The 12,290-nt window shown below is 60.4% G+C and carries 9 protein-coding genes and 2 pseudogenes; 5 read left to right on the top strand and 6 right to left on the bottom strand.

Annotation, left to right across the window (positions count from 1 at the left end):
- Positions 1–373 precede the first annotated feature (373 nt).
- Positions 374–793 (top strand): cupin domain-containing protein, encoded by a 420-nt coding sequence (locus ACWCPQ_RS34525; RefSeq protein WP_449907226.1) that lies wholly within the window; start codon positions 374–376, stop codon positions 791–793.
- A gap of 21 nt (positions 794–814) precedes the next feature.
- Positions 815–1,312, top strand: coding sequence for a MarR family winged helix-turn-helix transcriptional regulator (locus ACWCPQ_RS34530; RefSeq protein ID WP_449907229.1), 498 nt, complete (start codon positions 815–817; stop codon positions 1,310–1,312).
- Positions 1,313–1,528: 216 nt separating this feature from the next.
- Here the strand turns inward: ACWCPQ_RS34530 and ACWCPQ_RS34535 are convergent, their stop codons facing one another.
- From ACWCPQ_RS34535 to ACWCPQ_RS34545, 3 genes are all read right to left on the bottom strand, one after another.
- Positions 1,529–1,801 (bottom strand): AMP-binding enzyme, encoded by a 273-nt coding sequence (locus ACWCPQ_RS34535; protein ID WP_449907232.1) that lies wholly within the window; start codon positions 1,799–1,801, stop codon positions 1,529–1,531.
- 23 nt (positions 1,802–1,824) lie between these two features.
- Positions 1,825–2,307, bottom strand: coding sequence for an FAD-dependent monooxygenase (locus tag ACWCPQ_RS34540; protein WP_449907250.1), 483 nt, complete (start codon positions 2,305–2,307; stop codon positions 1,825–1,827).
- Positions 2,308–2,499: 192 nt separating this feature from the next.
- The gene (locus ACWCPQ_RS34545; RefSeq protein WP_449907235.1) at positions 2,500–2,802 is read right to left on the bottom strand and encodes an FAD-dependent monooxygenase; all 303 of its coding nucleotides are present in this window, start codon (positions 2,800–2,802) and stop codon (positions 2,500–2,502) included.
- Positions 2,803–2,891: 89 nt separating this feature from the next.
- Between ACWCPQ_RS34545 and ACWCPQ_RS34550 the strand changes: the two genes are divergently transcribed.
- Positions 2,892–3,680, top strand: a complete 789-nt coding sequence (locus tag ACWCPQ_RS34550) for an alpha/beta fold hydrolase (protein WP_449907238.1) — start codon at positions 2,892–2,894, stop codon at positions 3,678–3,680.
- A gap of 1,350 nt (positions 3,681–5,030) precedes the next feature.
- Here the strand turns inward: ACWCPQ_RS34550 and ACWCPQ_RS34555 are convergent.
- Positions 5,031–6,056 (bottom strand): annotated as a pseudogene (locus tag ACWCPQ_RS34555) (IS701 family transposase); the annotation flags it as partial.
- 282 nt (positions 6,057–6,338) lie between these two features.
- The gene (locus tag ACWCPQ_RS34560; RefSeq protein ID WP_449907241.1) at positions 6,339–7,541 is read right to left on the bottom strand and encodes a lipid-transfer protein; all 1,203 of its coding nucleotides are present in this window, start codon (positions 7,539–7,541) and stop codon (positions 6,339–6,341) included.
- A 1,124-nt stretch (positions 7,542–8,665) separates the two neighbouring features.
- Between ACWCPQ_RS34560 and ACWCPQ_RS34565 the strand changes: the two genes are divergently transcribed.
- Both ACWCPQ_RS34565 and ACWCPQ_RS34570 read left to right on the top strand, forming a co-directional pair.
- Positions 8,666–10,315, top strand: a complete 1,650-nt coding sequence (locus ACWCPQ_RS34565) for an FAD-dependent monooxygenase (RefSeq protein WP_449907244.1) — start codon at positions 8,666–8,668, stop codon at positions 10,313–10,315.
- Positions 10,316–10,344: 29 nt separating this feature from the next.
- Positions 10,345–11,829 carry an AMP-binding protein gene (locus tag ACWCPQ_RS34570; protein ID WP_449907247.1) on the top strand — a complete coding sequence of 495 codons (1,485 nt, stop codon included), beginning with the start codon at positions 10,345–10,347 and terminating at the stop codon, positions 11,827–11,829.
- A 185-nt stretch (positions 11,830–12,014) separates the two neighbouring features.
- On the opposite strand, the pseudogene ACWCPQ_RS34575 reads toward ACWCPQ_RS34570, so the two are convergent.
- Positions 12,015–12,290: pseudogene (locus tag ACWCPQ_RS34575) on the bottom strand (DDE-type integrase/transposase/recombinase); the annotation flags it as partial.

A 12,290-nucleotide genomic window follows, 5' to 3' on the forward strand; every position in this document is an offset into this window, starting at 1 on the left:
GGTCACCACCAACTCTGGACCCGATCTCGGCCGCCCCGTCCTCGCCACCGCCGAATCCTACAATTAGCCAACGCATTTCAGGCGCAGAACACTAGGGATGACCCGGAGCGGTGACGGGATTTCGAACCGAACGGCGGCGGTCCTGAGCGCGATGGACAACAGGGGCAAGCGCGACCCTTACTGCCGTTGTCCAGCGAACGAACGTTCGACGCGGCAGCGGGAGCCCAAACGCCTGGCGATCAAAGGAGACTTCGCTACCACGCGTCGACTGTTGATACCGAACGCTGTACGTTCCGCTTGACAATATAGTCAAGAACATTGACTATAGAGGTGTCGACGACATACTTTTGCCCCTACCACCTTGGAGTCCCTGATGTCTGTCATCCGTTCCGCCGATCGGCGCCGCATCGAAACCCCGAACGGCACCATGAGTACGCTTGCCTCACCGACTAGAGGCGGCACGGCCGATCTGGCCGTGTGGCATGTCGAGTTCTTGGCCGACCGGGAGGGACCTGCCCACATCTTCGACCGCGAGACCGTATGGACCATCCTGAGTGGCAGTTTCAACTTGGACTTGGATGGCTCGAAGTTCGAGGTGACCGCGGGTGACACCGTCGTGATGCCCGCCGATGTTCCGAGGCAGATGACATCTACCGAGGGGTTCACCGCCGTGGTGGCCTCGATGGCAGGCACCGTTGTCTACAACCCCCCAACGCACCAGGCAGGGGGAGACGATCAATGCGACATCGCCCCCAAGGCCGACGAACGCATCCCGCTCGCCTGGGCGCAGTAGGTGAACACCTATGCTGAGGTCGTGTCTGCACGTCGTTCTGAGCCACCTGAAGCTTCGACGCCGAACTGGGACAACCTCGGCATGCTCATGGCAGTGACTTTCCGTGCGATAGTCGAGCGCCACTCCGCCGTTCTGGCCGAACAGGGCGAGGGATGGCTTCGACCGTCCCACGCGTATGTGCTGCACGCGGTCGAGGAGCAACCCCGAAGCATCAAAGAATTGGCCGAGATCAATCAGGTGTCGAAACAGGCCATGAGCCAACTCGTCGACCAACTTGAGGAACGCGATTTCATCAGCCGCGCTGTCAATCCGACCGACCGTCGGTCCTGGGACATAGCGATCACACAAGAAGGCAGGCAACAGCTGATCCGAGCCGCACAGGCATGGGCGACAGTGGAGGACGAGGTTGCCGGCATCGTGGGCCGCGACGAGCTCGACAGGACAATGCAAACATTGCGCCTATACCTGAAATCCGATACCGATGCCTCGAAGTCCACGCGGCTCAGCAGAGTCTGGTAGGGACGGTGACGCCGGAGTGAGTTCAATGCTCTCCCCGGCATCACCCACCCATATCTACTGGTTCTGGAATGGCCGGAACGAGTCCTGTACCTTGCGCTGCACTACCTTGCCAACGGGGCTGCGTGGAATGTCGGCCCAGAAGTGCACAGTCTTGGGCATCTTCATGCCGCCCAACTGCTGGCGGACCAAAGCGAGCAACTCGTCCTCGCCGACCGACTATCCGAGCTGTAACTGCACGACTGCGGTCACTGCCTCAGCCCATTTGTCATCGGGCACACCGATCACCGCGCAGTCCTGCACGGCGGGGTGCGACCCAATCGGCCGATGGTATCTCGTGCGCGAGCCCCGGCCGGTGTGTCTGCCAACAGGGCGGGTTCTGCGAAGTGCCCGCTCAGATAGCCGTAGTTGCCGGTCGACTCCGCCAGGACCCACTGGTGGACAGAACGTCGTTCGGTGACATGACCGTCGAGGATGCCTTCGCCTCCCCATCCTTTCGGCACCGCCGCGAGTCGTCAGCCGAGATCCACCGCATCGTTTAGTCCCATGTTCATGCCACGGCCGCCCGTCGGCGGAGGGAGGTGCGCGGCGTCTCCGGCGATCAGGATCCGCGCGCGCCGGTAAGTGTCGGCCAGCATCTGTTTCGCGATCCATTTCCCGGTATCGACCACATCGACGTCGCGATCGGGAACGCCCGCCATCGCGCGGAGGTATTCGACGATATCCAGCGCAGCCGGATCATCGACAAGACCCGTCAGCTGAGCCCACCAGGCCCCCTCGGGATCCAGACGCCCCATTATCCCGGGTGATCGAGGGTTGAGGACCCAGTACTGGGTCGCGTCGGGATGAGTGTTGAGCGCGGTGAACTCATCGGAGTGGAAGACGGCATCCAGATTTTGAGCGATCGCGGGAGTCCCGGACAGCTCGATCCCCACCAACCGGCGGACATCACTGTGTGGCCCATCGCGCCCGACAACCCACCTCGCGTGAACCAGGATCCCCTTATCGTCGGTCTCTCAGCACCGACGTCGACTCCCTCGCTGTCCTGGTCGAGATTCGTCAGCGCGATACCCGGCGAGCACCTCGACGCCAACTGGCCCCGCAGCGTGGCGCGCCGCACGCGTTCGAGGGCGCCCTGCAGAATCGTCAGGGCCGTCTCGGTGCGACATTACCGGGAACGTTGCTGGTCATCAGCGTACCCGACAGTCGAGCGACTTCAAACCGACCAAATCGGTGAGGAAGGCGATGTCGCCGAGACTGTCCGTGCCCAGCGGTGCTGCGGACTTGACGGCATCGACAATCCGCCAGCGCCGCAACGACGTCACCGACCGAACGTTGACGAGCTTCGCTCGCGATTGGCGCGATGGCTCCTCGGATTGCTGCACCACCATGACATCAACGTTGCGTGAAGCAAGTTCGATGGCGACGGCCAGCCCGACCGGACCGGCACCGGCAATCAGCACCTCGGTGGATCGATTCATCTTGCTGTTCAAGGCTCACTCCGGTTAAACAAGTTTCTTGACTATCAGCTAATGGGACTATAGCCTCGTCTGGCAAGCGGTTGATCGAAGGAGAGTGCTCGATGCTGAGCGTGACGGTTGAACTCGATTGCATGCAGTTGTATGCCGAGGAGCGTGGCACCGGGCCGGACCTAGTTATGGTCACAGGGGCAGGTGGCGACGCGGGCATGTTCGACGCGGTCGCCGACCATCTCGCCGCCACCCACCGGGTGATCACCTTCGACCGTCGCGGGAATTCCCGCAGCACCTGCAGTCACCCCGGCCCATGGACTGTCGAGCAACAGGCAGGCGATCTCGCCGCGGTCTGCGCAGCCATGCATGCGGAACATTCGATCCTCTTCGGGACGAGCTCGGGTGCGGTGATCGCGTTAGCCGCGACCGAGTTGGGATATGTGCAACCGGCTCGGCTCCTGCTCCATGAGCCGGCGTTCATACTCTTGTTGCCCGAAGGGCAGCATCTGCTGGCGTCCCTGCGGACGCAGCTCAGGGATGTGTGCGAAGAGAGCGGTGCCGACGTGGCGCTCGAATGGTTTCTCCTGAATGCCGGACTCGGTATCGACGCCCAATCCGCGAATTCTCCGGAACTCTGGGCTCGCATTCGGAAAAACGGTTCGACCTTCTTTTCCGACGAGTTCGAAGCGTTATCCAGCTATGTGCCTAAAATAAATTCCGAACTTCCACCAATTACCCTTCTCCACAGCGAAGATAGCCCGGAATTCATCCAGATATTGGCGCTGGCATCGGCAGCCACCTTAAACTGCAGGACCGCGCTGGTGAAAGGTGGACACCTGGGATATTTGGAACATTCGCAGGAATTCGCCCGCGCCATCTCTGAAGCCGCAGTCCCGTAACACAGGAGTCCGAGATGGGTCGACGTCCGTTGTCGCCGGCCGGTGTCGGAATGATTCCCTTCACCACGGCTCGACGCTCTGAATCCTACGATGCGAGAGGGGGCCGGGCAGGAGCATCAGACCCCACCAGCCGACACGAGCGTCGACTACGCGTCCATTCAGCAGGCGGATGTCGGATACATCTATGTCGGATCTGTCTACAGGTGAATCGAGCCCAGGCCAGGCTGCGACGCCGTACATGGCCCGAACCATCGGGTATCCCGACTATCGATGTCAACGACAATTGCGCAACTAGGTCGGCGGCACGATTGCTCACAAACAGACGATTGCCCACGACTCCGTCGGCGTGGCAGATGCGTATGTCGTCGAGTCGCGCGGCTGCAATGAGTTTCCGACCCGCGAAGCTCTCGCCCCCAGGCCGGAACACACTCCTGCAAAGTTCATTCCGAACCGATACGACACAGACGAGGTCGGGTAGCCATCACCCCCCTCGGGAGGGTTTGTCGAACGACTCTCGCCTTGGGGCGACCGGCTCGGCCCAAGCCATCCCATTGATAGGGCAACTGCGCGGTCAGGCGCGTGCCGGACAGGTCGAGGAGGGCGAACCTCACCTTCGAGCGCAACATCGGCCGCGCATTCTCATCCGCCGTCGTCGATCTACCGACCATGCAAAGAATGGGCAGAATCGCAGACTGCACGCTGAGCGAGCAGGACCTCCAGCCATGGCGGATCCACGTTCAGTTCCAGCCCGGTCGCGACATTCCAGGCCTCGCGCTCGGCGAGAATCTTGTAATCGGGATACGCGCTGGCCGGGGCGCCCGCGGGCTCGCTTCACATCGACTCGGTCGTACAGGTGTTCACCTCGCCGTGGCCGGCCGCGACACCCGACGAGGTGAACACCGCACGCCTGACCTTGTGATGCGCGGCGGCCTCGAGTATCCGTGGTGGCCTTGGGGGGTCGTGAGAGAAGCTGCTGGACATGACGTGGTTATGAGCCCTTTACCGAGGCAAAGAGAGCTCGTGTCCTGAAACGGAATTTAATCGCTCGTCTTCCGGAAGTTAGCAGGGGCGACGCCTGCGGACTATTGCGCTAGTGGTCGGACAGATTCTCGTTTGGGGGATGAGTGTACGGCATTAGTGCGTGATGATTGTTCGTGAGTAACACTGAACTGGTCGAACTGATGTGTCCCGGCCCATACCGTTCGCCATCAGTCGTCAATCGTGCGAGCTTGAATCGAGGAAGTCAGATGCTAAATTATTTATCGAACCGAGCGGATTCCGCTGCCATCGAAATACGCGCTGGCAGCTCCGGGGCGACAACCTCGCCGTCAATGACGAACCGCCGACCAGTATGGCAACGGCTTTGGATCCGGCGAGCCAGGCCAGTGGGAGCATGGACAGGGTGATGTGGGCAAACCACGACCGGAAGGTCGGGACCTAATAGTGATCCAGTCCGGCTTCGTTTTTTTCCTGCTGGATCGCTTCCTCGATGTGCCAGCGTGACCCGGCGACCCAAGCGAGTTCGGTCAGGTTTGTTGATCAAACGATGGGCCAGCACCCAGTGACCGCGGCCGGACGTCCACTCGATACGGATCGGCAGACGCGCCCAGTCGTATCCCGGGGCCAGTGCGCTCCCGCGCCGACCGACAGCCGCTTCCACGCTCGCGCCGGCAAGCACGCGATCAGGATGTCGGCGCGGTCATCACCACACTCAGTGATGATGAAGGTGTCGTTGCGGCACGTGGCCATCGCGTGCGCGACGTCGTGCAGTTCGAGCCATACTCGCAGGTATTTGACCTGCCCCATAGGCTTCGTCGGCGGTGAACCACCGATACGGAACCCCGGCTTCGAGGGCTCGCGCCATCGCCTGCCGAGGGGCATCAACTCGACGTCATCGGGAATGCCGCCACGCGGCAACGGTCACGGTCCTCGATCCAGGACTTCGGGATATGCAACTCCCGATTGACCTGTGCGTGCCCGTGTTTCGACGCGTAGGCCAGGAACGTGCCGATCTGCGAGTCCTCCGTCCGCCCGGCCGTGCCGGAGTATTGGCGCTGCACGCCGACGGACTTGAGGCCTTTTCTAGAATCCGGTCTCATTGCAGATCAGGACACCGTCCGCCTCGCCGAGATTCTCCACCACATCGTCACGGACCCTGCCGATATCCCAGTCCGCCCATCGCAGCAGCCGCTGCATGCCGTCCGGGCTGACCTCGCCAGCCTGCTCGGCCAGCATCCAGCCGTTCTTATGCCCGAGACCAGAGACCAGCCCGGACACCTACTCACGGGTCCAGGTCTGCGGCTCGGCCCGCCGGAACCGGCCATCGATCCGGTCACACAACGAACCCGGCTCAGCTACAACATGATCCATCACCACGACCGAACGTTCTGCCGCACCCCTCACTGCCATGGATTTTCACCCGTCGTGTCAGGGTTCTGACATGCGTGTTGTGGGTTCGGGGATAGATGTCATCGGTGAGACTGAGGACAACATTACACCGTGGTAAGGCCAAATTTGGCGATGCGCACGACGTCGAATTCGACCAATCACTGCATTGCAGAGCAAATGACGCGACCTGGCTAGGATTAGAAACTTCACTACTCGTCGTTTCAAACGGGTTGCAACGACTGATCCTGATGTAATATTTCATCAATCCTTCTAGCCACTCGGTCTTTCGCTCATCTTTGAATACAGAGTGACAACGGCAGCGCCCCCAAGGCCAATATTATGCTGCAGTCCAAGTTTTGCGCCCTCGACCTGTCGGGCACCCGCGCTATCGCGCAATTGCCATACCAATTCGGCGCACTGCGCGAGGCCGGTTGCTCCTAGGGGATGCCCCTTCGACAGCAGGCCGCCCGACGGGTTGGTGACAACCCGTCCTCCGTAGGTATTGTCCCCGTCCGCAATGAACTTCTCAGCAGTTCCTTCGGGAGTGAGTCCTAGCGCTTCATAACTCAAAACCTCGTTGGTGGTGAAGCAATCGTGCAACTCGACGACGCTCACGTCCATCGGGTTGACACCGGCTGCTTCATACACATCGTGGGCTGCAGCTCGCGTAATGTCATAACCCACCACGCCGATCATCGAGCGACCGTCGAAGGTGGAAGAGAAGTCTGTCCTCATTGATTGTGCGGCAATCCTTATATCCGACCGGAGGCCATGCCTCCGTGCATAATCTTGGCCGACCAGCACTGCAGCAGCGGCTCCGGACGTCGGCGGGCAGCACTGCAGCCGGGTCAAGGGCCCATAGATCGCAGGCGAGGCCAGTACCTCGTCCACCGAAACTGGACGGCGAAAGACGGCGTATGGATTGTGCGCGGCGTGCCGACGAGCTTTTACTGCTACCTGCGCGAATACCTCCCAATTCATATCGTAGAGTTCTGAGTATTCGCGCCCCGCGCCTCCGAAGAACCTAGTGGCGAACGGCGCAGGCGAATTTTCTTGAATATCTTCTACTGCGCGTTCGAAACTGTCGAGCGGCGCCGGTCGATCAGCATAGTGATTCATTACAAGGGCGCCGCGTTGCATTTGTTCGAACCCCAAAGCTAGCACCACATCAGCAGCGCCGCTCTCGATGGCTTGCCTTGCGAGAAACAATGCGGTCGAACCGGTTGAGCAGTTATTGTTTACATTGAAGATTGGGATTCCAGTGGTTCCGACCTTGTAGACCGCTGCCTGGCCCGCCGTTGATTCGCCGTAGACATAACCGACGTACGCTTGCTGTATCGAATCGTATTCGAGGCCGGCGTCGACAAGTGCGGCTTGAACAGCTTTTGCACCCATCAAGTCATATGGCTCGGAGTTTCGGGGGGTAGTAAAGGGCGTTACGCCCACGCCCGCGACAATTACTTTCCGGTGCATATTGGGCTCCATTGCATGTCTTGGTAATTTCGATTTATAAATCGATTCCGCCTCTACGGGACGGAGTCGATCGGACGCTGGACCGTCGGAGTTACGATATTGCGGCCTCTCTGACTGCGAATGCAAATCCATTCAGATCGCTCATACACCTCGAATGGCTCCCGGCTTCGGTTACAATCGGCAGTACAACATATGGGCAGTGGCGGTTGTTAATGCCTGCACGAAGTCAGGGCTGCGTTCACTCCGAATGGGGGTGACTGGCAGGAATTCCGATTGACCGTCAGGCAGGTACGTGGAAAGAGAGTAGACTTCTGCGTCGCAGAAGACGGCACCATTTATCCGTAGCCGCAGCCAAAGTTCTGGATGCCTACGTCGGGCGTCCGGATCCGAGTCAGCGTTCAGTAGGAAACATTCAAGGGTTTCACTGTCTCCTTGCGCTTCGCAGATTTGGTGTAGCTGGTGTTGCAGCGCGGCCAGTGGAGCACTGCTCTCCGGCAGCAGCAGCAAGAATGCAGGCTTGTGCAGAATTAGGCGAGTGGAGCGCATTTGAACCATCTCGACAGCAGCGAAAGTAATCACAGCGCCCGAACCTGTTCCGAAGACAATCGGTTGTTCCGCGTCGAGGGCTTCGTATATAGTCACGCGGTCCCGCGCTCGCTGCGTAACCGTCCAGGGGTCGGGCGAGCGGCAGATACTGGGCGGGAATTGCCGCAGCGGTCGTATGCGATCACGCGGTATGCCTGAGCAAGGTCATCGGCGACGTCACAGAACATGTCCGCAGTACCGCCCGCGGCGATGACCATAACGAGATCCGGGCCGGCGCCGCGCTCCTCGACGTATAGCTCACCATCATCGGCTTTGACTTTGTCGCACGCATGGGTCTGATCGCTCCTTCGGAAGGCCTAGGCGCTGCGCCCGCGTTCGGTGTGGGCGATGTGCACGCCGAGATTCCTATCGAGACCGCGGCTGGGGGGATACAGGCCCGAGTAGCCAGAGATCGAACGATTGGGCCCTTCGGCGGCCATCTCCCGGAATCTGTCTATTCGTCTGTTTGGTCCCCTCTTGCTAAAAGACCCTACAGTCATGATACTTGACAGTCAAGATGCTTGTTTAAAGGCGGGTGGATGAACGGTAGACAGAACCGATCAGCCGAGGTGCTGGTTGTCGGCGCGGGCCCGGTTGGGTTAGCAACCGCTACGGAACTTGCCTCGCGCAAGGTCGATGTGCTGGTGGTCGAGCGGTCGGAACGCTCGGCGTTGCTCCAGCCGCGGGCCAAGCTTCTCAACGTCAGGTCGATGACCCTACTGCGCCGTTGGGGCCTCGTTGACGCTGTGAAATCAGCCGCCCCTCTGGGGCGCGACAGTCCTGGCGATGTCGCATTCGTGACCGAATTGACGGGGTTCGAGATCGCACGTTTTTCAAATGCGTTGATGACGCGGCAGGTTCCTGACGATGCCGCTCCGGAGACGGCCTTGATTATTCCGCAAGGAGAATTCGAGAATGTTCTGTTGGACAATTTGCGGGAGAATTTTGATGTAGAAGTATTGACAGGTACCGCTCTGACGGATCTCGAACAGGACAGCAGCGGTGTGGATGTCAGATGCCGAGCCACTGACGGTGCGGAGACTGTGGTGCGCGCACAGTGGGTTGTCGGGTGTGACGGGTCACGCAGCGATGTACGCCAATTGGTCGGAATCGAATTGAGCGGAAAGCCCGCGATCGCCCGAAATCTGGGGGTAGTTTTCCGATCCGACACGCTCACGATGCTGAACCCTCAGCAGGATGCGACACAGTATTGGATCGTGCATCCGAATTGGCCTGGGATCATGGGGCGTCTTGACCTCGAGGGTGTGTGGTGGGCTCAGATTACCGGCCTAGAAAGCGACTTCGACGTAAGAACGTTGGACCTTGTGAAATATGTGCGCGGTATGGCTGGTGTTCCAGATCTCGAAGTTGAGATCATGGATACCGCCACTTGGACTGCGCGGCAGTTGCTTGCGGACGTGTATCGGCGTCAGCGAGTGCTGATCGCTGGAGATGCGGCCCATCTCCATCCGCCGATGGGCGGTTACGGAATGAATACTGGTCTCGGCGATGCCGTCGATCTCGGCTGGCGGCTCGCCGCGGTTCTACAGGGTTGGGGAGGTGGCAGTCTGCTCGACAGCTACGGCTCTGAGCGACGCTCCGTGCACCAGAGGGTCCTGAGAGAGTCTGTTGACAACTACGGACGCTTGAGCCGAGACTTCGCCGAACCGGTGCTGTCGGCGGACACGCCGATGGGGGCTCGCGCGCGTGCTCGCGTCGGCAACGCCATCACGGCCACCAAGACACGCGAGTTCCGCTCCCTCGGCGTCCAACTCGGCTGTGTCTACGCAAACTCGCCGAATATTGTTGCCCCCGCGGAAGGTTTGGAGAACTCCGCCACCACATATATCCCTCGATCCACCGCAGGACACCTTGCGCCGCACATTTGGATCGCTGACGCGGCACTCTACGACCTGCTTGGCCCAGGAATCACAGCGCTGACGACTATCGGCAGCCCGCAGCGGCCCGCACGTACGACAACCGAGCTGATCGGGGCCGCGGAGACAACTGGTATTCCGTTGACGATCGTCGCTCTCCCGGCTGAAGCCCGAGTCCTCTACCCAGAGGATTACACGCTTGTTCGGCCGGACCAGTTCATCGCATACTCCGGCAGCGCACCATGCGCTGGCTGGTTGGATGTGCTCAGAAGAATCACTGCCACGGACAATGAAGTGAGGCAGCCGGTATGACTCTACCGAATCTATTCGCACGCGGGCTCATGATCGCACCCGATCGAGCCTTCCTCATCGATGAGCACCGATCGTGGACGTACCGCAGAGCCGACACCCTTATCTCGGGGATGGCCCGGGCACTCCTCGAATGCGGTGTAACGGTGGGAACCCCCGTGGGAGTACTGACACCCAACTCGGCATTCGGCTTCATGACGATCCTCGCCATACTCCGCGCAGGCGGAGTATGGGTGCCGTTGAATGTGCGCAACGAGCCACAATCGAACGCGACATACCTGGTCAGCACCAGCACGGAGTTCTGCGTGGTCGCCGACGATCTCACCGACGTCTCCGCTCAGGTAAGCGCATACCGGTCCGAGATCGAGTGGTTGCGAATGAGCGAACTAGTTGAAATGGCCGCACACCAATCAGGCGATTCCCCCGTGCTGCCCGATGTCAGCCCGGCAGATCTCGCAGTGCTCATGCCTACTGGTGGAACCACGGGAGAGCCCAAAGCAGCGCGCCTGACGCATCGAGTCTTCGACATCTTTGTGGCGAGCGTCCTGTCGAGTATGCCGGTCGCCGACGCAACAGCGGTCCATCTGATCGCCGCGCCTATGACGCATGCGGCAGGTTTCCTGGCGTTTGCCCTGATGTCGAAAGGTGCAACTAATCTGGTCCACCGCCAGGTGATGCCCAGCGCGATACTTCCTGCGATTGAGACACACGCGGTAACCCATCTGTTCCTGCCGCCGACGGTGATCTACATGCTGCTTGCCGAACCGACACTCGGCTTGCACGATTACTCGAGCCTGCAAAACTTCATCTATGCGGCGGCGCCGATGAGCGTGGCTAAACTCGGCGAGGCAATAACCGCTTTCGGGGCAGTCATGACCCAGTTCTACGGGCAGGCTGAGGCGCCCATGGCGATCACATACCTGTCGCCGGCGGATCATGCAGCTGCACTTGAGGGTGGTGCGCCCGGCCTGGCCTCATGTGGACGCTGGACTCCCTATGTGGACTTGGCAATTCTCGACGCGGAAGGAGCCCGTGTCGGCGTGGGCTGCCAAGGTGAGATCTGCGTCCGTGGCGACTTGGTGATGGAGGGATACCACAACGGCGCACCGATCAACCGCGCCGACTGGCACCACACCGGCGATGTCGGCTATCTCGATGCCGACGGCTACCTCTATATCACCGATCGTATGCGCGACATGATCATCAGCGGGGGATTCAACATCTACCCTAGCGAGATCGAGCAGGTGCTGTGGTCTCATCCTGCGGTGCAGGATTGCGCTGTTGTAGGTGTCCCTGACAGCAAATGGGGCGAGGCCGTGACAGCTGTTGTCCAGTTTCGGCCAGGAATGTCGACTAGCGAAACTGAGTTGCGCACCTACGTGCGGGAACGGTTAGGCGGGATGAAGACACCTAAGGCGGTACACTTCTGGGCCGATCTTCCCCGTAGCCCTGTCGGAAAGGTGTTGCGCCGTAAGGTTCGAGACTCCTTCTGGGAGCTTCAGGATCGAATGGTCTGATCGGCACTGGACTCGTCGGCGGTCGATGGCGACGAATACATCGGTGCAGCCCTGATGACCTCCGGCTCGTCCTTGGACCAGCTTGATCCTGACCCGGGAGTTCCTGACTCGTCGCCATCGATCTCGTTCGTAGGACGTGTCGGACCGATTGCCCGGGTACGGTTGTTCGAATTCCCTCACACCGGCGATGGCAGGAGTCCGGCCGAGCGGATCCTCTCACCGAAAACCAAGAGGTGAAATGGCTTCCGTGATCGGCATCAAGATCCCGCCCAGTGCGGGGGCGGCGGTTCCGGATCGCCATGTCCAGAGCATTGACCACGAGAGTCGAGTCCTGGCGGGAGTCGAGTCCCCGGCCCACGATCCGGTGGCTGAAAGCGTCCAGGACCGCAGCGCAGTAGACCCGGCCTTCCCTTGTGCGGCGCACGGGTGATGTCGCTGACCCACAGCTCGTTCGGCTTGAG

The organism is Nocardia sp. NPDC001965, from assembly GCF_053594175.1.

Coding starts and splice junctions, on each gene's coding strand:
- ACWCPQ_RS34570 (WP_449907247.1), top strand. CDS start 10,345: ATGATCGCACCCGATCGAGCCTTCCTCATCGATGAGCACCGATCGTGG.
- ACWCPQ_RS34535 (WP_449907232.1), bottom strand. CDS start 1,801: ATGGGGAGGCGAAGGCATCCTCGACGGTCATGTCACCGAACGACGTTC.
- ACWCPQ_RS34525 (WP_449907226.1), top strand. CDS start 374: ATGTCTGTCATCCGTTCCGCCGATCGGCGCCGCATCGAAACCCCGAAC.
- ACWCPQ_RS34560 (WP_449907241.1), bottom strand. CDS start 7,541: ATGCACCGGAAAGTAATTGTCGCGGGCGTGGGCGTAACGCCCTTTACT.
- ACWCPQ_RS34565 (WP_449907244.1), top strand. CDS start 8,666: ATGAACGGTAGACAGAACCGATCAGCCGAGGTGCTGGTTGTCGGCGCG.
- ACWCPQ_RS34550 (WP_449907238.1), top strand. CDS start 2,892: ATGCTGAGCGTGACGGTTGAACTCGATTGCATGCAGTTGTATGCCGAG.